Source organism: Pseudoalteromonas sp. C2R02 (assembly GCF_018860845.1).
Taxonomy (GTDB): Bacteria; Pseudomonadota; Gammaproteobacteria; order Enterobacterales; family Alteromonadaceae; genus Pseudoalteromonas.
Genome location: NZ_JAHKQC010000040.1, coordinates 140,161 through 163,650, shown reverse-complemented (window position 1 = coordinate 163,650; position 23,490 = coordinate 140,161). Strand labels below are relative to the sequence as shown.

At 33.5% G+C, this 23,490-nt stretch carries 20 protein-coding genes; 13 read left to right on the top strand and 7 right to left on the bottom strand.

Annotation, left to right across the window (positions count from 1 at the left end; all coding sequences use genetic code 11):
* Nucleotides 1-5 precede the first annotated feature (5 nt).
* From KO527_RS18815 to KO527_RS18775, 9 genes are all read left to right on the top strand, one after another.
* On the top strand, nt 6-1,862 hold the full coding sequence (locus tag KO527_RS18815) for a sugar transferase (RefSeq protein ID WP_216041803.1): 1,857 nt from the start codon (nt 6-8) through the stop codon (nt 1,860-1,862).
* A gap of 176 nt (nt 1,863-2,038) precedes the next feature.
* Nucleotides 2,039-2,365 carry an STAS domain-containing protein gene (locus KO527_RS18810; protein ID WP_216041802.1) on the top strand — a complete coding sequence of 109 codons (327 nt, stop codon included), beginning with the start codon at nt 2,039-2,041 and terminating at the stop codon, nt 2,363-2,365.
* A gap of 26 nt (nt 2,366-2,391) precedes the next feature.
* Nucleotides 2,392-3,315 carry an OmpA family protein gene (locus tag KO527_RS18805; protein WP_216041801.1) on the top strand — a complete coding sequence of 308 codons (924 nt, stop codon included), beginning with the start codon at nt 2,392-2,394 and terminating at the stop codon, nt 3,313-3,315.
* A 10-nt stretch (nt 3,316-3,325) separates the two neighbouring features.
* Entirely contained in the window at nt 3,326-5,419 is a 2,094-nt protein-coding gene (locus KO527_RS18800) for an SLBB domain-containing protein (RefSeq protein ID WP_216041800.1), read from the top strand.
* Between the two features lie 29 nt (nt 5,420-5,448).
* On the top strand, nt 5,449-6,156 hold the full coding sequence (locus KO527_RS18795) for a capsular biosynthesis protein (protein ID WP_216041799.1): 708 nt from the start codon (nt 5,449-5,451) through the stop codon (nt 6,154-6,156).
* An 8-nt stretch (nt 6,157-6,164) separates the two neighbouring features.
* A complete protein-coding gene (locus KO527_RS18790; RefSeq protein ID WP_216041798.1) occupies nt 6,165-6,575 on the top strand; it encodes an ATP-binding protein in 411 nt (136 codons plus the stop codon).
* 102 nt (nt 6,576-6,677) lie between these two features.
* On the top strand, nt 6,678-8,120 hold the full coding sequence (locus tag KO527_RS18785) for a sigma-54 dependent transcriptional regulator (protein WP_216041797.1): 1,443 nt from the start codon (nt 6,678-6,680) through the stop codon (nt 8,118-8,120).
* A gap of 203 nt (nt 8,121-8,323) precedes the next feature.
* Nucleotides 8,324-9,184 (top strand): response regulator, encoded by an 861-nt coding sequence (locus KO527_RS18780; protein WP_216041796.1) that lies wholly within the window; start codon nt 8,324-8,326, stop codon nt 9,182-9,184.
* A 21-nt stretch (nt 9,185-9,205) separates the two neighbouring features.
* A complete protein-coding gene (locus KO527_RS18775; RefSeq protein WP_216041795.1) occupies nt 9,206-10,240 on the top strand; it encodes an HD domain-containing phosphohydrolase in 1,035 nt (344 codons plus the stop codon).
* Nucleotides 10,241-10,307: 67 nt separating this feature from the next.
* Here the strand turns inward: KO527_RS18775 and KO527_RS18770 are convergent, their stop codons facing one another.
* Complete coding sequence (locus KO527_RS18770) at nt 10,308-11,345, bottom strand: glycosyltransferase family 4 protein (protein WP_216041794.1); 1,038 nt, start codon at nt 11,343-11,345, stop codon at nt 10,308-10,310.
* Nucleotides 11,346-11,371: 26 nt separating this feature from the next.
* On the opposite strand from KO527_RS18770, the gene KO527_RS18765 reads away from it, so the two are divergent.
* Entirely contained in the window at nt 11,372-11,701 is a 330-nt protein-coding gene (locus tag KO527_RS18765; protein WP_216041793.1) for an Hpt domain-containing protein, read from the top strand.
* On the opposite strand, the gene yvcK is transcribed toward KO527_RS18765, so the two are convergent.
* On the bottom strand, nt 11,698-12,606 hold the full coding sequence (gene yvcK, locus KO527_RS18760) for a uridine diphosphate-N-acetylglucosamine-binding protein YvcK (RefSeq protein WP_216041792.1): 909 nt from the start codon (nt 12,604-12,606) through the stop codon (nt 11,698-11,700). The two genes, KO527_RS18765 and yvcK, sit on opposite strands and share 4 nt — an antisense overlap.
* Before the next feature lie 311 nt (nt 12,607-12,917).
* Here yvcK and KO527_RS18755 point away from each other — a divergent pair, with 311 nt between their 5' ends.
* Nucleotides 12,918-14,972 carry a response regulator gene (locus KO527_RS18755; RefSeq protein ID WP_216041791.1) on the top strand — a complete coding sequence of 685 codons (2,055 nt, stop codon included), beginning with the start codon at nt 12,918-12,920 and terminating at the stop codon, nt 14,970-14,972.
* Here the strand turns inward: KO527_RS18755 and KO527_RS18750 are convergent.
* Both KO527_RS18750 and KO527_RS18745 read right to left on the bottom strand, forming a co-directional pair.
* Nucleotides 14,969-16,822, bottom strand: a complete 1,854-nt coding sequence (locus tag KO527_RS18750; RefSeq protein WP_216041790.1) for an ATP-binding protein — start codon at nt 16,820-16,822, stop codon at nt 14,969-14,971. The genes KO527_RS18755 and KO527_RS18750 overlap by 4 nt on opposite strands.
* Nucleotides 16,823-16,837: 15 nt before the next feature.
* Nucleotides 16,838-18,061, bottom strand: coding sequence for an ABC transporter substrate-binding protein (locus KO527_RS18745; protein WP_216041789.1), 1,224 nt, complete (start codon nt 18,059-18,061; stop codon nt 16,838-16,840).
* 181 nt (nt 18,062-18,242) lie between these two features.
* Here KO527_RS18745 and KO527_RS18740 point away from each other — a divergent pair, with 181 nt between their 5' ends.
* Nucleotides 18,243-20,372: an EAL domain-containing protein gene (locus tag KO527_RS18740; protein ID WP_216041788.1), complete on the top strand. Its 2,130-nt coding sequence runs from the start codon at nt 18,243-18,245 to the stop codon at nt 20,370-20,372.
* A gap of 229 nt (nt 20,373-20,601) precedes the next feature.
* Here KO527_RS18740 and KO527_RS18735 read toward each other — a convergent pair whose 3' ends face one another.
* Nucleotides 20,602-21,030 carry a hypothetical protein gene (locus KO527_RS18735; protein WP_216041787.1) on the bottom strand — a complete coding sequence of 143 codons (429 nt, stop codon included), beginning with the start codon at nt 21,028-21,030 and terminating at the stop codon, nt 20,602-20,604.
* Nucleotides 21,027-22,190: a hypothetical protein gene (locus KO527_RS18730; RefSeq protein WP_216041786.1), complete on the bottom strand. Its 1,164-nt coding sequence runs from the start codon at nt 22,188-22,190 to the stop codon at nt 21,027-21,029. Before KO527_RS18730 ends, KO527_RS18735 begins: the two co-directional genes overlap by 4 nt.
* A gap of 99 nt (nt 22,191-22,289) precedes the next feature.
* On the opposite strand from KO527_RS18730, the gene KO527_RS18725 reads away from it, so the two are divergent.
* Nucleotides 22,290-22,763: an NYN domain-containing protein gene (locus tag KO527_RS18725; protein WP_216041785.1), complete on the top strand. Its 474-nt coding sequence runs from the start codon at nt 22,290-22,292 to the stop codon at nt 22,761-22,763.
* Nucleotides 22,764-22,773: 10 nt separating this feature from the next.
* On the opposite strand, the gene KO527_RS18720 is transcribed toward KO527_RS18725, so the two are convergent.
* A complete protein-coding gene (locus KO527_RS18720) occupies nt 22,774-23,445 on the bottom strand; it encodes a tRNA (adenine(22)-N(1))-methyltransferase TrmK (RefSeq protein WP_216041784.1) in 672 nt (223 codons plus the stop codon).
* Between the last annotated feature and the right edge of the window lie 45 nt (nt 23,446-23,490).

Sequence of the window (23,490 nt, the reverse complement as noted above, 5' to 3'; positions counted from 1 at the left end):
AAATTATGACTTCATCATTGTTAAATTTAATGTGGGCTATCATAGGAATTTGTGCATTCGCTTTTATTTATCATCATTTACTATACCCAAAATTATTAACTTTTGTGACTCGGATGGTGAAGCGTAATGAGTTATCTGAAAAAAAGAGTAATAGATATGCTAGTGAAGAGGAGCAAAAACTTCCTTCAATAGGCATATTGCTATGTGCTCATAACGAAGCTCAATATATTCAACAAAAATTATTTAACTTAGCTGCTTTGCAGTATCCGTCAAGTAAATTTGAGATCCATCTACTATTGGATGGTTGTACTGATAATACGCAAGAGTTAGCAGAAGTTGCGATCGCACAATTACATCAACAGCATGTTGCTTGTCAGTTACATGTTTTTGATAAAAATCAAGGAAAACTGACCTCTTTAAATCATTTAATAGCAAATCAAAAGCAACATTATGACATTTTATTATTTAGCGATATTAGCGCTATTACGAGTATTGATGCGCTTGAAGTCATAGTGGATGATTTTGAAGATGAAGCGTTAGGTGTGGTCTCAGGTGTTTATCAATTTTATAACAGTCCATCTGAGCAACAGCAAAAATACTGGAAATATCAAAATGATATTAAATACAAAGAGTCACATTTAGGTGCCGTAATTGGTGTTCCGGGTGCTTTTTTTGCGATGAGAAGTGAGTTAACCCAAGTATTGCCTGTCAGTACAATAAATGATGATTTTGTTTTATCTATGATGGCTTTAAGTGAGGGTCATAAATCAATAATAGATCAACGCCTTAATATCATTGAGATGGATGATGATACGCAAGATGTAGACCAAGCTAGGCGCATTAGAATTGGTGCTGGTAATTTTCAACAAATATTTTTATTGAAACACTTATGTTATTTCAAAAATTTACCGCTTACTTTTTCATTTTTGTCTCACAAAGTATTGCGAGGCATGATGCCATTAATATTAATGTTATCGATAATAACTTTAAGTATTTTGGCGGGTTATGACAACAATGAATTAGCAGGTGCTTTATTGCTAGGATTAGGTTCTGTGATTATTTTAGGAGTATTAAAATCTATGTTTAAGATTAATAAAAAGCTACCTATTATTGATGATATTAATTATTTAATGTCAGGCTACGGTGCTGCATTTATTGGTATTTTTAGGTTAATGTCTGGGGTTTATCGTAAACCTTGGAAAAGAACCAAATCAACTAAAAGTACCAGTCATTATAATCAAGTTGTTTTAGTATCAACTATAAAACGTGGTATTGATATTTTGGGATCTATTATAGGTTTGATTTTATCAGCGCCAATAATGTTATTTGCAGGTATTGCTATTAAGTTGAGTTCTAAAGGGCCTGTATTTTATCAACAGCAACGCGTAGGTAAATTTGAAGACCACTTTGTTGAATTGTTCAATGTATATAAGCTCAGAACTATGGTAGTTGATGCGGAGCAAAAAACTGGTGCTGTTTGGGCAAGTAAACAGGACTCACGAATTACTAAAGTAGGCTTATTTTTAAGAAAGACAAGAATAGATGAATTACCGCAATTCTTTAATGTGTTAAAAGGTGAAATGTCTTTGATCGGACCTAGACCTGAAAGGCCTGTTTTTTATAGTAAACTAGAATCTGGTATTCCATTTTATAGTCAACGTACTTTTGGTGTTAAACCTGGTATTTCAGGGCTTGCGCAGGTAATGAACGGCTATGATGAATCCTTAGATGATGTAAAGTCAAAAATAGCATGGGACTATGCCTATGTATTGGCTATGTGCTCAGTATCACAATGGATAAAAATGGAATGTGATATTTTAGTTAGGACAATCTATATTGTTTTTACAGGTAAAGGGCAGTAACCCATTTATTTTTAATTTGAAAATCACTCCTCTCGCACTTTGCAATAATCGTTGCAAAGTGCGATTTTAAAATATAAGAAACAACTAACTCATTGTAATTTAATAAAAAATATATTGGCACTCATTTTGGATATTACTATATAAATCAAATTTAAATATCCCAATGAGGTATTACCATGAATGCACATACTCAAGCTTCAGAACAGCAAAATACTTTAATAGTAACTTTACCAAGTGATTTCTCTGGTTTATCAGTAGATCAATACCGAGATCAGTTTGATGATTTAGTAACAACAGATAAGTCTACAATTGTTTTAGACTTTGGTTCTACTGAATTTATTGATTCTTCAGGTATAGGAGCTATGGTGTATTTATATAAAAGAATTGAGAAGCGAGGTGTACAACTTCTTTTATTAAAAGTAGCAGGGCAGCCAAATAAGCTAATGAAATTATTAAGAGTAGATCGCACTATTACTTTTATTGATGATTTAAAATCGCTTTAACGTTTTAGATTTAAAAGGATGTAAATATGAAATATTTGAATTCAATTAGTTTAGCTATTTTAATAAATGCGTTGTCTGGTTGCGCTAGTTGGCCAGAAGAAGGTCGAGGAGGTTGGGCTGAAAGTTTCCCTCCAGAAGGTGTGGAGTATGGAGATACTTGGTACTGGCAAAATAAGCAACATTTGCAAACGGAATTTGATCATTTATCAATAAAGCTTAATTTATTAAAAAGCAGAGGAATTAAATTATGCATGCCGGCTCAATTACATCAAGCGAATCTGATGTTAAATCGAATACAAAGGGAAATTTCTGCCGATATGCTTTCTGATGCACAAGCAGATTTAAGGGTTTTATATCATCAATTAAATCAGCTTGAGCGCCATTTTGAAATTATTATAGCGCAAACTCAGTGTGTTCCTGCAGTCACTGAAAACGATGAGAAAGAAAGCGATACTCATAATCAAGAACTAATATCACGTATTGAAACCTTGCTTAATAGTGATAATCAGTTTGCGATAAATAACTTTCAGATAACCCCTAAATTTATGACTCGCATTGCACAAGTTGCTGAATTAATTAAATTGGCAGACGGTATTCGAATTTTATTAGTCGGTCATGCAGATGCTGTTGGCCAAGATAATGCCAATTATGAATTAGCCTTTAAAAGGGCGGAGCAAGTAAAGCATTGGTTAAAAGTATATGGCGTTGATGGTGAATCATTGCAAACTTTAACCCAAGGTAGTAATCAGCCTTTTGTACCACCTGGTGCTGAATCTAATTTAAATGATAAAAAAGCAAAACGTCATTCAGACCGCAGAGTGAATGCTTATATATTGGCAGTTAAAACGACAGATAAAAGTTTTGAAGTGATAGAAAAAAAAGAAAATAGCGCAGTACCTTTAACAAAATGGACACACAAATTAAATACAAATAAAAATCAAAAGGATTAGGGAGTAGATTATGCGTAATCTTATATTTATATTGCTATCAGTATTTTTCTATAGCGCATCATCTATTGCATTAGAGCCTAACCGTGAGCAAGAAATTGATATCGGCAATAAGATATTTTTATATATTCCAGGTGAAGTTGAATTTGAAAAAGTATTTGAAGTTAATGAAGAAGGCAACATTACTTTACCAGAAATCGGCAAAGTTAAGGTTGCAGGAAAGCTACCCTCACGGGTTGAATCTGAACTTAAATTAAGACTTGCAGGGTTTTATCGTGAGTTGTCTCGTTTCTACCTTGAAGTGCGTTCACGTGATTTATTGGTTACCGTATTAGGTTATGTAAATACCCCCTCTCAAATAACCATATCTGAAAAAGGTAACATTCAAATGGTTATCAATAAAGCGGGAGGATTAAGACCTGGTGCGCAACTTGACCAGATGCAAATTCGTCGCTCAGGTGAAGTCATTGAATTTGATTATAAAGCCTATTTAGACTCAGGAAATGTTGATTTATTACCAACTATAAAAACCGGTGATACTGTATTTGTGCCTGTTTCTAAATTAATAGGCAATGTTCAGGTTGATTTTGATGCACAAACTTTAACAGCAACAGGAGATGCTAGCGAAAATAAAAAAGCGGTGACTTTATTTGGTGAGTTACATCGCCCTGGAAGCTTTTCATTTAAACCCGATATGACAATTGTAGATGCATTAATGCGTGCAGAAGGTGTTACACGATATGCTGATGTGACAAAAATTCGTGTAATAGGTTCAGGTGAACCCACAATTTTTAATTTGAAACAATTCTTAGATACCGGTGATAGCAGCTTATTACCTGTGGTAGAGCCTGGAACAACAATATTTGTACCAATTGTTGTTGATGATGTTAATACAACGGCTAGCACTGTTTATATTATGGGTGAAGTGCCAAAACCAGGTGGCTATGAGGCTAGTAAGGAAGTGTCTTTTATGGATATTCTTGCTAATGCGGGCGGTCCTACACGCTATGCCGAAACCAGACAAATTAAAATATTAACAAAAGCTGGCGAGAGTAAACAATTTGACTTATTAGCTTATACGGAAGGGTTTACAGATCAAAAGTTACCTTTAATAAACCCAGGTGATGTGATTTTTGTACCAGAAAAAACCGATATTAATGAAAAAAGTTGGTTAAAGGTTTCGCCAAAAAGAGCAATCAAAATAATTGGTGCTATGAATGAACCAGGGCGTTATGAATGGAGCGATGAAATGGATTTCACAGATCTATTTTCACATGCTGGTGGGCCAACAAAAGCAGCCAATCTTAATGACATCAAAATTGTTCGTGCTGGCCAAGTGGCTATGAGATTTAGTTTAGATAAATATGCCTCTAGTAATTCTAATGATTATCCATTACCTAAACTTCAGGCCGGTGATACCATTATCGTTGAAGAGTTACCACATGATCCTAAAGATAATAAATCTCAATGGGTAAGGCAAAGCCCTGACAGCTCTATTTATGTTATAGGGCAAGTCGGTTCACCTGGAAGATATGGTTTTAATGATGAGTTACATTTTTTAGATATTTTAGCAGCTGCTGATGGTACAAATGAAAATGCAGATATTCGTAATATACGTATAACACACCGTAACGGGAGTCAGGCAAGAGTGTCTAAATTAGATTTGGCACTATACTTTGAAACCGGAGATGAAACTTTATTTCCTAAAGTATTAACGGGTGACACAATTTATGTACCAGAAAAAAATAAAGACTGGCTAAGTAAGCCAAAAGAAAGTGTTGTCAGAATAATGGGCGCAATTGAAAAGCCCGGTCGTTATAGCTTTGATGATTCAATGTCTTTACTAGATATTTTGGCTGAAGCAGGTGGGCCAAGTAATACCGCTTTAATTGATAAAATAGTTGTTATTAACCATTCATGTTGTAAAGAGCAAGCAAGAGTGTTTGATTTTGAAAAGTTTATAAAGAATCCAAATTCGGCAAATATTCCCGTATTGCGCGCTGGGGATACCGTTTATATTCCTTCAGATAAAGATGATATAACGGCTAATACAAAAACCTGGCTGAGAGATATCTTAACAATTGCCGCTTTAGTTATTGGCTTGTAATCATGAAATCTTTGAAGGAGGAGGTTGAAATGAAAATAATCCCACCACAATACCAAGAGATTGAAAGCTTATTTCAACAAGTGAAAGATCAAGATGCTAAAGTTGTTACCTTAATCTCGTCATATGGCACTGAGGGCACATCTTCAGTTACATTTTCTTTGGCGTCTAAAATTATGTCAGCCAAAAAGTCAGTATTAGTAGTTGAGTTAAATCAGTTTCAACCAATTAAACCACAATTTTTAGGCTTCAATGAGCAGGTTGAAGACTGGTGTTTTAGTGATATTAGTTGTCAGTTAAATATTATAGAGTTAAAAAAAGTACCATTTTTGAGTTTGAGTGGTTTGATTGATATAGAGAAAGCACGTGAATCTAATGTATTAAACGAAGCAATCTTAAGACTACAACAAGAATTTGAATATATTCTAATTGATATGTCACCCGCTCTAAGGGTTAATAAAATGAATATTCCATTACATGTTGTGAGTAAATTTACAGATTTAACTTTGGTTTGCGCCGCTTTAGGTAAAAATAGTGAAAGCGATTTATTAGAAGCGCAAACTAAGATTCAGTTAGCGGGTTTTAAAAACATATCATATGTTGTTATGCAGCAATATCTACCCCCACTAGGACCTCAGCTTATTTCAACGATTAAAAATCGCTTAGTGAAGTTTCCAAAAATTCAAAGATGGTTATTAAATATCATAAAAAAACAACAATGGCTATTTCATTGCCCTTAGGAGGGAATATGTCGACTCTGTATTATCGACGATTTAATTTAATTTGGGCTGCATTGACTTTGATCAGGCAAACTTTGCTATGCATTTTAAAAAACATACCTGTCAGTGAGGATGACATTGATAAATCAGGTTTAGTAATGACCGAATATTTGTCTAACTTATTACGTCATAGCAATGGAGAAGATGAGGCTGTCACTTTAGTTTTAAGTGATTTAGGAGATAAAATACGTATTACTTTAATAGATCCAACACTTTACTGTGAGCTACTTAAAAGTGGAGAAACACACTGGGAAATTGATGAGGGAGGCCTAGTAGAGGGAGGCATGGGGTTAGCTTTAATAAAACATTATTTTGATGATTATCAATATACTATCACTCAAGGGAAAAACTACTTTAGCTTTGAGGTGCCACGGATGTAATAAGTGATTGCAGATAAAGCGTTTTTTTATATTTTTCGATTGACGATTCAAGCTTATTAGTCCTTAATTAAACTATAAGTTTGAATTATAAGGACGTTATTTATGGCACCAAGTGTTTTAATTGTAGAAGACAATGAGTCCCTATCTCGGTTGTATGAAAGTTATTTAATTCCGACAGGGATTAATACCTATGTAGCAAGCACTGGTGAGCAAGCTTTAGCTTTTTTAGCTGAGAATCAACCGCAACTTATATTATTAGATATTATGCTACCAGATATGAATGGTATGGATATTTTAGCTAATTTAGGAGCCGAAAATCGCCCCCAAGTAATCGTTTTAACAGGACATGCCAGTAAAGAGCTCGCGGTAAAAGCAATTAGATTAGGCGCTACTGATTTTCTTGAAAAACCCATTGATGCCGACCGATTTCGTGTCACTGTAAATAATGCATTAAAATTAAAAACATTAAGTGAAAAAGTATCAAACTATCAGAAAAAATATGAAAACGGCCGTTTTTATGACTTAATTGGCAGCTCAAAAATAATGCAGTCTGTTTATCAAATCATTGGCAATGCAGCGACAAGTAAAGCAACGGTTTTTATTACTGGTGAAAGTGGTACAGGTAAAGAGTTATGTGCTGGTGCCATTCATCAAGCGAGCCCAAGAAGTAAAGCACCTTTTATAGCATTAAATTGTGCAGCTATTCCTAAAGATTTAATTGAGAGTGAGATTTTTGGCCATGTGAAAGGGGCGTTCACTGGGGCTACAAATAATCGAGAAGGTTTAGCAGGTCAGGCAAATGGTGGGACATTATTTTTAGATGAAATTTGTGAAATGCAGCTTAATCTGCAAAGTAAGTTATTACGATTTATTCAAACCGGCACCTTTCAAAAGGTCGGTAGCGAAAAGTTAGAAAAGGTAAATGTACGCTTTGTGTGTGCGACTAATCGCGATCCATTAGTTGAAGTAAATGAAGGGCGATTTAGAGAAGATTTGTATTATCGATTACATGTTATCCCAATAGAATTACCTTCTTTAAAAGCAAGAGAAAATGATGTTGTAGAAATTGCTGATTTCTTATTTAAGAAAATAGCTAAAGAAGAAGAGAGAAATTATAAAGAGATGTCATTTGCTACAAAACAAACGATGATTCAATATAATTGGCCTGGCAATGTGAGGCAGTTAGAAAATATAGTTAGAAATACTTTAGTCTTAAATGACGCACTTGTAATCGAACCGCATATGCTGCCTTCATTACCTAGTTCAGAGCAAAGCGCTACAAATATAGCTCAACAAAATTATAATGCACCTCCAGTGCATCAAAGTGAGGGCATAAGTGATATTGCGAGTAATCAAATACAGGTAAAGCAAGCAAACTCAGTGCAAACTATTGAACCATTATGGGTCGTTGAAAAGTGTTATATAGAACAGGCTATTGCGCTGTGTGATAACAACATACCAAAAGCTGCTGCAATGCTAGATGTGAGCCCTTCCACTATATATAGAAAAATGAAAACTTGGCAAGAACAAGGTTCTATAGCTTAAGTGACACGGACATAATTAGCAAAATGCAAAGCTTATTGAGAGCTTTGCATTTTTTATATCTAATAGATTGATTAATTAGCATTGAAAATCAATGTTTGTTTTTAACTTTTTGAATTTTAACATTTTATTGTTGTGTTGGATTGTGGCATATCACTTGCTGATTAACTTATATCTAATTATATTAAATGATATAAGGCTGCTAAATGGCGAATTATAAAAGCGTATTAATCGTAGATGATGAAAAAAATATCCGAGATTCTTTAATACGACATATTAGGTTTAAGTTTAAAAAATTAAATTATGAAATTCACATTATGGAAGCTAATAATGGGGAAGAGGCGGTTCAGGTAGCGCAAAAAAAAATACCCGACTTAATATTAATGGATATTAGAATGCCCGTAATGGATGGGCTTCAAGCATGTGATATTTTACGTAGCAATCCTCAATTAGATACAACCGTGATTATATTTTTAACGGCCGAACTGACAGCCGAAGTTAAAGCTTTAAGTAGTGGTGCTGATGATTACATAAAAAAACCTTTTGATATTAAAGCGCTATTAATAAGGGTTGAGAGAGGTCTTAATACAAAAAAAAGTGCAGAGCTATCATTGCATGATCCTAAAACAGGGCTTTGCTCTAGAAGGTATTTTGAAAGCGTTCGTTTAGATGCTGAAATATGCAGGGCTAAGCGTCATAATCGATATCTATGTTTGATGCTTTTTCAAGTTGAAAAAGTAGCAATGCAAAATAGCAAAAATGAAAGCGATGATGTATCAGGTTGGATCTCTTGTTTGCCTAATCGCATTTCAGATATTATGGTTACATGGAAAGAAAATGTATTTGCGATACTACTGCCAGAAACAAATGCGTCAGGTGCAGTTATTGTTGCAGAACATTTTACTAATAACCTTCAAGAAAACTTCCCTTTTTTAAAACTTTCAATTGGTATTTCATATCTTAATGAGTTGTCTTGCGATGCTTTAATTCCCTTTGCTGAAACTTCTTTAGCAGTTGCTCACGATACAGGTTTTATTGCAATTAATGGTAAAGCTGTAGTGAAATAAAATTGAGATAAGGTATTTGATATGAAAAAAAATACACTTATGGTGATTGGATCTTTAGATAAATTTATTTTATTAAATACAATATTCAACGAATGGTATGATATGAATGTTGCTTTAGATCTTGATATGGCAAGAAGTTGTTTAAAATTAAATGTGCCAGATATAATTTTACTTGATGCAAAATTAGTTGATTATGGTGATAATTTTCAATTTAATTTTTGTAATGAGCTAAAAAAAGATACTTGCCTAGCCCAAAACATTCCCATTATTTTATTAACCCAATCACAGAAGGAAATAGAAAAGGGCTTTGATCTTGATATTGTTGATCACCTTAACTTTCCTATTCAAAGAGAAGTCGCTTTACGTAGAATTTCAACTTATATCGCATTAGGTCGTGCACAAGCGGCACAAAAAAATTATGCATCCCAATTAGAGTTGAAAGTCAGGGAGCGTACCCAAGCATTATTAGAAAGTCAAAAAGCGGCAATTTTCATGTTAGGTGAGGCAGGGCATTACAATGATAATGATACTGGTGTACATATTTGGCGCATGGCTGCTTATTCTGCGCAATTAGCAAAAAAAGTTGGTTGGAATAGTGAAGAATGTGAATTACTCGAAATGGCAGCGCCTATGCATGATACAGGTAAAATAGGGATCCCTGATAATATTCTGAAAAAACCAGGTTCACTCACACAAACACAGTGGAACACGATGAAATCACATACAATCATAGGACGAGATATTTTAGCTAAAAGTGATACACCATTATTTCAACTCGCAGCTGAAATTGCAGAAAACCACCATGAAAAATGGGATGGTTCAGGCTACCCAAATGGATTATCAAAAGAGCAGATACCGTATTGTGCGCGCATAGTCATGATTGCAGATGTGTTTGACGCCCTTACTATGAAACGCAGTTATAAAGATGCTTGGTCAATAGAATCTGCATTTAAAGAAATAGAAAAGGGCGCAGGTTCTCATTTTGACCCTACTTTAGTGTGTGCTTTTTTATCTATAAAACAAGAGTTATTGGTTATTAAAAATAAATTTGAATAAATATAAAGTAGTGGTAAAGAACATAAAGAGCGTATTTACGCTCTTTATTTGCTTGTAGGGCAAGAGTTTATAAGTTATTACCTGAGTTCTTTATTGCTTTCGAATAGCCATTAATTAGTAGTTTTAGTTGTTGTTTACCACTGAAATATTGTGCAACTCTATTATAAGCATTTTTTATTAATAATAATTTTTGCTGATCATTTAATTGCAGCCACGAAGTTAATGTTGAACTAAGAGACTGGCTCGAAATATCATTACAAATTAATCCTTCAAGTTGATGTTCTATTACTTTATTTACCGCGCCAACTTGAGTGCTTATTACAGCAGTACAGTTATTTATCGCTTCTAATAACACTAAAGGTAATCCTTCTTGACGAGAGCTGATCATCAGCACATCAATGTTTAACCAGATAGTTTTAGCATCTTGATGGCCATGAAAATTGACATTACGAGGTGCGTTTTCTTCCAGTTGCCCCCGCATAGGTCCATCGCCATATATATGGAAACTAAAAACATCATTATTAATAAACTGCTGCGCAACTTGTATAAATATATCAGGGCCTTTTTCAAAAGAAAGCCTGCCAACAAAGCCAATTTTTATTTTTTCCGAGGGTGATATGTAATTAAACTCTTTAGGAGATACAAAATTGTCTAAAACAGTGGCGTTGGAAATTGTTCGAGCTATTTGATCTGATACAGCAAAGTTTATAGATAGAAAACTGGTAAATTTATCTAGTAAATTATAAACCTTAACTTTGCCAGTTCCCGTTTCTCCTGCGTGGTAAGTTGACGCACAAGGACGATCAATGCACTTACAAATAAGCCGACCTAAAATCCCAGCTTTATATCCATGAGTGTGTAATATGTAAGGGAAAGTTTGATTTTTTAAGTAAGAGAATAAAGAAAAAAACTTGCCGTTTAATACGTGGTAGTTAATATTGTGCCTTTTTAATTGATTATATAAAAAGACATTATTATGCTCTTGATAGAAAAGTACTTTTAAATCAAACTGGTGATCTTGCAAAAGCTTAGAAAGTTGAACTATATGAGATTCAATGCCACCATATAACCCTGAATCAACAAATAAAATAATGTGTTTTTTCATATTATTACCTGCTAAAAGGAATTGTTATGTTTGTAAAAGAAACTGTTTTAAAACTACAAAATGATATCGGTGAAGATTTATCAAAGCAGTTGATGTTAATTTTTATTAGTGAGACTAAAAAGTTAGTACAAGAGCTTGAAATTGCACATGAACAAGCACAGTTAGATACTGTTATTTTAATTAGCCACAGCATCAAAAGTAGTGCTCGTACATATGGCGCAGAAACTCTGGGCAGTTTATGTGAGAAAATAGAGTCTGAAGGTAAAAATAATAATACATTAGCACTGAATTTGTTATTTAAACAGTTATCAGACATCAGCGAAAAAACGTTGCTATCAGCCATAAAATATACCTAATGAATTACCTGAGTATTCAATTGATTAACATTGCTTTGATGTGGTTTAGAGCAAATAAGCTGTTTTAAAACATGTTGTAATTGTTCAACATCATGTAAGTTAGACTCTTTATTTAGCTCGTCAAAATGTGACAATCTATTATCTAAAGCCATAATTGCATCTTGCCCTAAAATAAGATCATAAAACTTAAAACCTAAAATTTTTGAAGCCCATTGCTCATTTTCTTGATTTTTGATTAAAGAAGCGACACTTGTTTCTTCTGACTTATTACCAATGAATATACGAGTTGCCATAGTGCTTTTTAAAGCTTTTTGAATGTTTTCAACTAATAAAACAGGCAATACACTGGTCAGTAGGCTACCAGGACCCATAAAAACAAAGTCAGCTTCTAAAATCGCATTAATTGCTTCTTCAGGCGCATCTACAGGATTAGTTAATGTTAGCTTATCAGGTAGTTCTTTTAAGGTATCAATTTCACATTCGCCATTGATTTGAGTACCATCGAGAAGCGTGGCTGATAAATCAGTAACTTCATTGCTCATAGGCAAAATTGTTTGCTGTACCTCTAGTAATTGGCATAACCAATAAATTGCTTGAGTCGGTGTTTTTGTTACTTGAGAAAGACCAAGCAAAATTAAATTACCTAGTGCGTGATCTGAAAGCTCACCAGCGTCTTCAAAGCGTTGTTCGGCAATAACACTTAGTAGATTATTAGGATTTGCCAGTGATAAAATACAACGTCTTATATCACCATAAGCAATACAATTTTTAGCTTCTCTTAATTTACCTGTACTGCCACCATTATCTGTTGTTGAAATGATCGCTGTAATGTCATTATCTAATGGACGTAAAGCACTAAGTACTTGTGCTAATCCATGACCGCCGCCGATACATACAAGTTTCATAATTCAATTCCAAAATAAGTAATCATAAGTTTAAATAATCAAGTTTTGAGCCAATTTTAAAAACCGTAAAACAACCGTTTTAAAAGTAGCTGAATCTTCTTGCTAATGGTGTTTAAAATCAGTTAGATAAATATAGTTTAATAGCGTAATAAATGCTTGTTTCCTTAAAAAATCTAATATCTATCTGAAAATAACACATTTGCAATATGTTAATATTTTCAGGTGTCGCATATTGCAAAGCTTTATGCGTGAACTGTATTAATTTAGTCATTTTAAGCTACTATTATGATATGTAATTTTTTAAAGGAATAATGAATTTGTCGGATATTGGGATCAGTGAGAAGTATGTTCTTAATTTTATAGAAAGCTTAGCTTTTTCTCGTGGAAATGAAGAGACTCTGTTTAGGCTGAGGCTCGCTCTAGAGCCTATTTTTTGTTTTGAGAATTTAGTTGTCACAATTGCAGATCAATGTGAAATACAATCTTCTAATTTTTTAACAAGTATTTGTGCTACAGATCCCGACTTCAATGATACATATTGGCCTATTTGCAAAAGGTTCACTGAGGCTTTTAATCAAGAAGTCGTTATTGCTGAAAACTTATTCGAAGATTTAGAGTTTGAAATACAACCTTTACCAGTAAAACAAAAAATGAATAAAGCATTACTATTTAGCTTTAATTTTTCAGAGCGAAAGGGCATGTTCATTTTTACGATTACAGAAGAGCAAACAGTAAGTGATCTTCAAATATTGCAGTTGAAAAGGATTGCTCCGATATTAAAGCAAGCTTATGTGCAGTTTGAGCAAGACTACTGGATTAAAAAAAGAGTAAATGAACGTACTTTAGCTCTGAAAATGAGTGAGCAGAGATTTAAAGGTTTTGCTAAAACAGCCTCCGATTGGTTTTGGGAAACAGATAAGGACTTTAGATATACCTATTTGTCTAATTCTGATGATGGACTTAAATATAAAAAATACCAAGGGTTTATTGGTAGCACGCCCTTAGAGCTAAGAAGCGATAATGAATCTAATCAATTAAAAAAATGGAGTCATTTTCTTCATATAGTAAGTCAAAAGAAAGAGTTGTATGATTTTGAATTTGAAGTAGTTGGTTCTGATGGTGTTATTTATTGGATGTCATTAAGTGGTTATGCCAATTTTGATAATAACAACCAGTATGTAGGTTATATGGGAACTGCTAAAGATATCACTTATAGTAAACAAAGAGAGATAGATTTACAGCAAGCTAAGCAAAAAGCAGAAAGGGCAAGTGAAGCTAAATCTCAGTTTTTAGCTGTGATGTCTCATGAAATTAGAACTCCCATGAATGCGATTTTAGGCATGTTAGAGCTCATGCAAGATACAGGTTTGACTCATGAACAACAGGAATTACATGATTATATCAACAGTAGTGCCAAGTTATTACAAGGCGTTATTTCAGATACATTAGACTTTTCAAAAATTGAAAATGGTAAATTAGAGCTAGAGTACAGCACGGTTAATTTACATCTTTTAGTTAAAAATATAACCAAACAATTTGAAACCCAGGCTATTAAGTTGGGATTAGCGTTTAATGTTTCAATTGATGAAAATGTGCCAAAGCTAATACTGAGCGATGCCACTCGTCTGGCACAAATATTTTTTAATATTCTAGGCAATGCCTTCAAGTTTACAGAAAAAGGTTCTATAGCGTTTTCACTCGTTTTAAATCATGATGTTTTAATTTTTTCTGTTAGGGATTCTGGTGTGGGTATATCAGAGGAAAACATCACTAAATTATTCGACCCATTCTCTCAAGTTGACTCATCAATCAAGAGGCGTCAACAAGGGGTTGGTTTAGGTTTAAGTATTGCTAATAAAATATTGATTTTAATGGATGGTAATATTCAATGTAATAGTAAATTAGGGGAGTTTACGCAGTTTGAATTTTCAATTCCTTATATTCCAATATCAAAGACTATGCTAGAAAACAGTCGAAATGGTATGAAAGATGACAAGCTTGATATTGCTTACTCAATTTTAGTGGCTGAAGATAATATCGCAAATCAAATGGTGATAAAGGCTTTATTAGAAAAAAGAAATCATAAAGTCATATTAGTTGAAACGGGAAAAGGTGCCGTTGATATTTTACAGCAACAAGATTTTGATTTGATTTTAATGGATATGATGATGCCTGAAATGGATGGGATTGAGGCTACAGAGATTATCAGGCAGAAAAATAAAGTTACGCCTATAATTGCATTAACGGCAAATGCAGGCTTAGATGATAAAAAACAGTGTTTAGCAGCGGGAATGGATGATGTAATTACCAAGCCAGTTGATAGCAAATTACTTTATAGCAAAATAGCTTATTATGGTAGTAACTAAGTAAGGTCTTGCGATTGAGGCTCTATTAAAGGGATCGCAACGGTGAAACAACTGCCTTTATTAACCTCTGAAACAACAGATATTTCTCCATTATGTTGTTTGACAATATTGTGACTGATAGATAAGCCTAATCCGGTACCTGTACCTACCGGTTTTGAGGTATAAAAAGGAGTGAATATTTGAGATAAAGTATCTTGTGATATTCCACACCCTGTATCTTCAATTTCTATAAGAATCTTATTGTTTTTGACCTTAGTCCGAACAAAAATATCGCCTTTTTCTTCAATGGATTGCCCAGCATTAATTAATAAATTCATAAATACTTGGTTTAGCTTACTTGGGTAGGCTAAAGTCATGGGCAACTTTGTTAAATCAACATGAATATCACAATTATATTTAAGTTCATTCCACACTATTTTGAGTGTTGCATTTAGCCCTTCATTAATATCGACGAGACTTTTATTTGGTTGTTCTTCTCGGGCAAAAACTTTCAAACTTTTTACTATTTCATCAACGCGTTCTACACCACCGATAGTGCTTTTTATTAAAGGAAAGATATCTTGAAATAAATAATCGATATCATGTTTTTCAATCAGTTCTTGTTTTCGATCGTTGTATCGTGAATTTGAACTATCAATAAGGATTGGATCCTGAGAAATTGAAGCTTCATACTCTTTTAGGGTATCAATATAATCACTTAAAACCTCTAAATTACTTTTGACATAACCAATAGGGTTGTTAATTTCATGGGCAACACCTGCCGCTAATACACCTATACTGGCCATCTTTTCAGATTGCACTAGTTGAGACTCACTTAACTTTAATTCATCATTTGCTTGAGCGAGTTGAGCATAGCTATTTTTTAAATCAGTCTCTCTTTTTTTAACCTGATAGAGCATTTGATTAAACTGCAAAAATAAAGATGATAGCTCTTTGATTTTACTATCTCCTACTAAAACTCGGTAATGTTCGCCTTTGTCTAACTCTTCAGCTGCATTTGATAAGGATAATAGTGGTTTTACAAAGTAACGATAGCCATACAAGTAGGCTAACAAAGATATAATAAAAATAGCAAAAATAATGATAAAACTGATCTGTACCATTAAATTGTGAAGTGTTGAATTGATCGTACTTCTATCTAGTGTGAAGCGTAATGATAAATTTAATTCAGGCCAGAAAATTGATTTTTGTTCACCATTGGTGACTGCCCCAAAGGTGGTAAGTGGTTGTTTGTTATGTATTATTTTAATGCTGATACCTTGTAATCTCCGTTCTGAATTTAAACCTTCGTTTATATCTTGAATAGGAATTTCAGTTGTTAAAATGCCTTCGATAGAATTGTTATAAATAATTGCAACGGCAATCGAAAAGTAATAATCGTTATTTATTTTTATAACGGAAGTTTTAGACAGAGATTTCTCATCAATCTCTTCATTGTTTAATATCCATTTTACCCACGGATTATTTTTATAATTAATATCTAATTCGGGATTAGTTGAGTGTATTAGCTGACCTTCAAAGTCGAGTAAACTCATTCGATAGTTTTTACCTAATATACGCAAACCGGCCATAAAATCATCAATTTTGCCTTTGTTTGATTCTGGCTGCATTAAAGTTTGTATCATAATCGGAAAATTTGAATGCTCTTTGAGTAAAGTCAGTCGATTATCTAAAAATATATGATAGTTATCATTTATTTGGTTTATCTCTCGTAGCAGCACTTTATTTTGCTCAGAGTTCAATACATTCACAATTTGATTGCTGATTAAAGCTGAAATGAGTAGTGCCAGCGCAAGGCTGCTTAAAAATACAAAGCGTGCCAGAGCGAATGAAATGGTTATTTTTTTCATATAAAGGTTCAGTGTTTATTTAATTAAAATAACTTGATTATCAATACCGTAATGCGCCATGACATAATCAGAAAAAGTCAGTGCTTCATGGGCATTATTGTTCATTTTATCATAAGCAGTAAATGGTTTTTTATAGGTTTTAATTAACCCTTTTACAGGGGAGGTTAAAGACTCAAGTGATTGATGAATTGCGAGTTTATCAACGTTTCTATCGCCTGTTAATCCTGCTTGTTTGATTGATGCAATAAGCAATTTGGTTAAATCATATGCGTGAATAAATCCTGTTTGTGCTTTTAAATCTTTGGGAACAGATAATTGGGGATATTGCGCTTTTGCGGATTCAAAAACACCAAGGGAGTAATCATCTAAACTTGATGAATTAAAGGAAAAGCTAGTTTGTATAAATTGTAAATCTAATGATTTTCGAATGTTTTTGTTAATGATGTCTGCAAAATCTCCGCCAGTGATCCCCCAATGACTTCGAATCGGTAGCCGTTCTGATTGATTAAGTTCAAATATGGCTTTGGCAAACGTTTTTCCTTCAGGTGCGTTTCCTACAAAAAATATTACATCGGCATCAGATAAAGCAATATCTCTTAAAGTTAATTTGGCATTATTTATTCCTAATCCCCAATTAAACCACTTGACTCCGGTTGGCTTAAGGCCTTTTTTAGCAAGTGCTCGTGTCATCGTTTTTTCATTAGAGCGACCCCAACCTGTATCTTCTAATAATAAAAATGGCTTTTTCAATCCTTCTTTAAATGCATTATCACTAATGACATATCCTGCTTTTTGATCATCAATAGATAGTCTAAAAATCCAATTCTCCTCTGTGTTAGAGCGTGTAATCGAGCCAGCTGCTGCCCATGGATCTAATAGTAAAATACGGTTTTGATTTATGAAGTCTTTATTGGCTAATATCGGTGGCGAGTGCAAACCGGAAAAAACTAGCAAAGCATTTGGGTTTTTTAAATAGCTTTCTAAGTTACGTTTACTTCGTAAGGAGTTACCCCTATGGTTTTTTTTTATGACCTTAAATTGATAATCAAGAATCTTGTGGTTTATTTCTGATAAGGCAGTTTCAATACCTTGCTCAATTGATAAACTAGAGGCTTTAGTGCCGGTAAAATCAGAATCTAAATAAATATTATAAATTTTATTAGCGTGGGCCTGGGAAGCCGTTAAGCTTAAAATAAAAGTGAATAATTTAAAATATAGATTTAAATTCATTTTAAACATGCAGCTAATCCTTTAATTAGTAGTTTATAAATTTTAACTAAGTTTAATTATTATAGTAAAAATAAAGGATTAGCTATTATTATTTGTTTTATTTAAAAATATTTTTTTATTCATTTTTTATGAAAATTAGTTCAGCTTTTCAAGCAATTTAAATACAAAGTGCTAGGCTTAGAAAAGGTAAATGCAAAATTGGATTAAAATGGATTTGAACTATTTAAGCATTAAAACAAAACTCATATCGATCACTTTTTTTGTGGTATTTTTATGCGCGTTAGCAATCACTTTTTTAACTTTATATCAACATCAAAAATTATACAAAGAAGACTTAGCAACTAACCTCTACGCTTTAAGCAGTAACTTATCAGATGAACTCTTTCCTTATTTAGCTTCAAATGAACCTGAGTTAATAGGTTTAACAACCACGCTTTTAAAATTAGAAAGGTATCAGCAAATAAAGTATGGCTTGATTTTAGATAAATCAAATAACATTGTGACCCAATATTTAAATCCTAAATTTAAAACCACACCAAACCAACTTGCACAAATGAATTGGCCGCAAATTTTACAAGATAATGGTTTAACTGCGCAGTCGAGTTTAATGGAAATTCACTTGATTGGAGATAAAGACTTTTCATCGGGCCACTTAATATTAGTAGCAGATTTATCTAATCAATTATCAAGTAATATGAAATCATTTCTTACCCAACTTATTCCTTTAATTTTAGTCATTATATTAGTCATCTTTATAGTATCTCACTGGGTGCAAAGTGGCTTAATTACACCACTAATTAATTTGTCTCAACTTGTATCATCAGTCGGAGATACTAAAAACTATCAGTTAAGATATGAGAACAATGGTCAAGATGAAGTATCCATTCTCGGTAAAAACATTAATAAAATGCTGTCGATCATTAATACACAAGATATTGAAAATAAACGTCATACGATTAAATTATTAAAACAACAAAAGTCATTAAAACATTTAGCTAATTATGATCAGCTAACTGGGCTGCCAAATCGAAAGTTATTCTCTGAACTACTAAAGCAAGAACTGAGTAAATCTCATAGAAACAATTATGAAATAGCAGTAATGTTTTTGGATTTAGATGATTTTAAAACAGTGAACGATACGATAGGCCATCATGCAGGTGATGTATTATTACAACAAGTAAGTGAAAGAATAAAATCACATTTAAGAGATGGCGATACCTTAGCGCGTTTAGGTGGAGATGAATTTATAGTCATATTAACTGAGCTACCAAGTCATGTGACTGCAATTGCAATCGCGCAACGTATTTTAGAAAGTTTTGTTGATTACTTTCATATTCAAGAATGGCAAATTCACTCAGGGTTAAGTATGGGCATTGCTTTTAATGATAAAGACAGATTTGATGCGGCTTCTTTAATTAGTAATGCTGATGTCGCCATGTATAAAGCAAAAGAAGGCGGTAGGGGGCAATTTGCGGTATTTGAAGATGCAATGCAAAGTGTACAGCATAGGCATATGTTATTAGCTAATGAATTAGCTAAAGCCATTCACAGAGATGAGTTTAAATTATATTACCAACCTAAAGTCAGTCCTTCTCTAGGGGTTGTTGGTTTTGAAGCGCTTATTAGATGGCATAGTAGTTTTGATGGTTTAATTTCTCCTGCTGAATTTATACCTGTTGCAGAACATTGTGGGCGAGTACATGACATTACGCGCTGGGTTTTAAAGCAAGGTTTAGGTGATTTATCTAAAATAAAAGACAGCATAGGGTTTGATACAGTTACTTCATTTAACGTATCTGCCATAGATATCACTAAGCAAGGTTTTATACAGTACATAGAGGCTTTAATTAAACTTAATAAAAACGATACTCAGTTTATTGAATTTGAAGTAACAGAATCATCATATATTGAGAATTTTGAATCATCTAGCAAGTTTTTTAATGCATTAGATGAGCTTGGCTGTTCAATTGCATTAGATGATTTTGGCACTGGATATTCTTCGTTAAGTTATTTAACCCAAGTACAAGCAAACACCTTAAAAATAGACCAACAGTTTGTCAAAAAAATATTTACCTCAGATAGCGACCGATTAATAGTTGAAAGCATAATTGGTTTAGCTAAAAAGTTAGGTTTAAAAATATGTGCAGAGGGAGTTGAAACAAAAGAGCAGTTTGACTTTTTAGCGCAAAGTAACTGTGAATTAATTCAAGGTTATTACTTTTCTAAACCAGTACCTATTGAAGAACTACCAGGTATGGTTAAGCAAATTCATTGCAAACACCACTTTGCAGGTATAGATGATAAAGTGGTTCATTTGTAGAGATTAGAGATTAGAGATTAGAGATTAGAGATTAGAGATTAGAGATTAGAGATTAGAGATTAGGAATTAGGAATTAGGAACCGTATTAATCTTTAATCTTCAGGGTGAATTACGACCTCATTCTCAGGTGAAATTGTTTGGGCGGGCACAAAACCGATATTGCTTTTGATATGTACTGATAAGGATAGGTGAGATGTTAGGAACTAGGGGGTAGGCTCAGTATTAACCTCTAATTTTCAGGATAAATTACGACCACATTCTCAGGTAAAACTGTTTGAGCGGGTACATAACCGATACTGCCTTTATTAGTTGTAATATGTTCAAGTAAAGAGGGGATCGAGTCATACTCTTTTGGCGGCTTGTTTCTGCCTGAAAAGCGCATATGTGCCCAATAAGACTGCAATCTTGACTCTGTTAAGCCTATCACTTGAGCGTTAAACTGTGAACGTACTCGATTTTTACGGCTCAGAGTAATGGCAGAACTAGTAACGTCATCGCTTAAATATATATTAATGCCTAGATATATTTGGCGAACTTCTTGTTTGCTTAGAACGATATCATTATCTAGTTTTTGTGTAACAACCCAGATATGATCTTGAGCAAATGCACTTGGCATTGCTAAGTTAAAAAATAAAACTGCTTTAGTTAAAGGTTTCATTGAAATACCCACTCTAATGCAAAAGTAACTAGGCGAGTATCCGCTTGAGCTTTAGCGCTGTAATCAATTTTTTTTGCTTCAGATTTAAATGCAAACCCGGGGCTAAAATCCCACCTGAGACCTAAAGTCCAGGAGTTTTGGTCACCTTCGGTTAAGTTTGTACCTACTGCGTTGTATCCTTGAATTAATGGCATAAAGTCAGGTACTGCTGGTAGGGATAATGCAGGAAGGGGGTTATTATATTCATCATCTCTATCTGCGAATGTTAAATGAAAAGTAAAGTCATCATATTGATAACCACCACTGATATAAAATGATTCTCCTTCAGATAATAAATAAAAATCATGTTTTAAATTAATCCATTCACTTTTAATAAAATAATCTAACGAATCATAACTTAACCCAATTTGGTAATATTCCATTTTACCATCTAATAATAGAGCATTAGCAGCAAGCCCTTGGTTGACTTGCTGTAAACCTGCAACCAATGGTGTTAAACCTTCATCATGAATAGATACATCACCGCTTGAGTATGCCATACGAACACTTATTGCATTTAACTCTGTTGTTAAAGCAAGCCCTGTAAACTTCTCAACTTTAGGTTCAAAAGTCACATTATTAAAAGAGACTTCATCATCAAACTGACCATAAAAAGCTTCAATTTTGGTTGTAAATGATTTGTTAACTACGTTATGTTGAATGTTAATACCATCAAAATGAGAAAAGAAAAAGGAAGCATATACTTCTTCTGGCGGTTTGATCCAATGGTAGGCATAACCTACATCAAGCACATCACTAAAGGTAAAAAATGATGTTCTTAATTGACCAAGTTTAATACTGGTAGCTGAGGTTGGGGTGTAATTTAAATACAGCCATTCTAAGCCAGAATGTTTTTGTTTATCTAATGTTCCTAGCAATTGTGCTGTTGCAGATAGGTTTTTAGCGATATCGATATCAAGTTGTAAGCCAATTAAACTGTCTGCTTTAAAGGTAAAGTCATCATGATGGCCTGCATATTGGGCATCATCTCCAAGTGTTGCACCTGTCACTAATCGTGAAAACCCCGAAAACTCAGGCTCTTGAGCATTTACTTTGAAGCATAAAATGCATGAAAAGGCATAAATAGCTAAAGAGTATGATAGATTACTTTTTATTGTCATATCATTTTATTTTTAATTCCTTTAAAAGAAGTGTAGGCACTAATTTGAAATAGTTCCTATATGACCGAAAAAATAAAATAAAAATTAATAGGATTTAATGTGGAAAAAATAGCAATTTTTGTAGATGTACAAAATGTATATTATACCTGTAGAGATGCCCATAAACGTAATTTTGACTACAATGCTTTTTGGGCGAAAGTAACTGAAAATGCAGAGGTTAAGTATGCTTTTGCTTATGCTATTGGGCGCAGTGATGATAAGCAAAAGCAATTTCAAAATATTCTCAGAGCCATAGGGTTTGAAGTAAAATTAAAGCCTTTTATTCAAAGAGCTGATGGTAGTGCAAAAGGTGATTGGGATGTGGGCATTACATTAGATATTATGGATTATGCCAGCGAAGTAGATAGAGTTATTTTAGTGTCAGGTGATGGCGATTTTGCAATGTTATTAGAGCGTGTTCAAGGTAAATTTAATGTTCCTTGCGATGTATATGGTGTGGCTAAACTAACAGCTGCCGCTTTAATTAACAGTGCAACAGACTATATTCCGATAGAAGGTGACTTGCTGTTATAAGCTTACAAGTCTAGTTAACTATTAGAGCTTGATATTGCGCAATGATATTTAAGATTTCTTTATCTGGCTTTTGGGCCATGCGCTGATAGTGCTTAATTGTTTTTTTAAGATAATCGCTATCATCTCTTCTGGTAAAGTCCCACATGCTGGAGCCAACTGGATGAATGGCTTTATTTGCTGTTTTACTGACGTGTAATATTTCATAAAAACGGTTATTTTCACGAATAAGAGTTTCATCAATTAAACCAAAGCCTAATTCATTTAGCGATGTACGTACTTTGTAATGATGATGCACTGGGCATAATAAAAACTCTAAATCATGCTCTGAATGTTTTTCAATGATGCTATTAACGAGATCAACCAATAAGTCTCCGCCAACACCGGCAATAATAATTAATTGTTTACTGTTTTTATGTGTATTTTCTAAAGGAAGTCGTGCAACATCCAAACAGTATACTTGCCAGTTTTTATGAGCCGGATTAACGCTAAAAAACCGGTTCAATTTTTTTTCAAGCTCAGTCATCAGAGGTGCAACAACATCTACAAAATGAATTTTAGTTGCAGCTTTTCTTGCCAAAAGTGTGATACCTAATTGGCCATGATCACAACAGCAATCCCAAATATGATCGTACTGATTGATGATCCTATTATTGATAGTGTTTAGGCGTTTGCTTATTTTCAAAAGAGCTCTTAATTATATTTAAATGTGGTTGGCTGAGGCGACTTC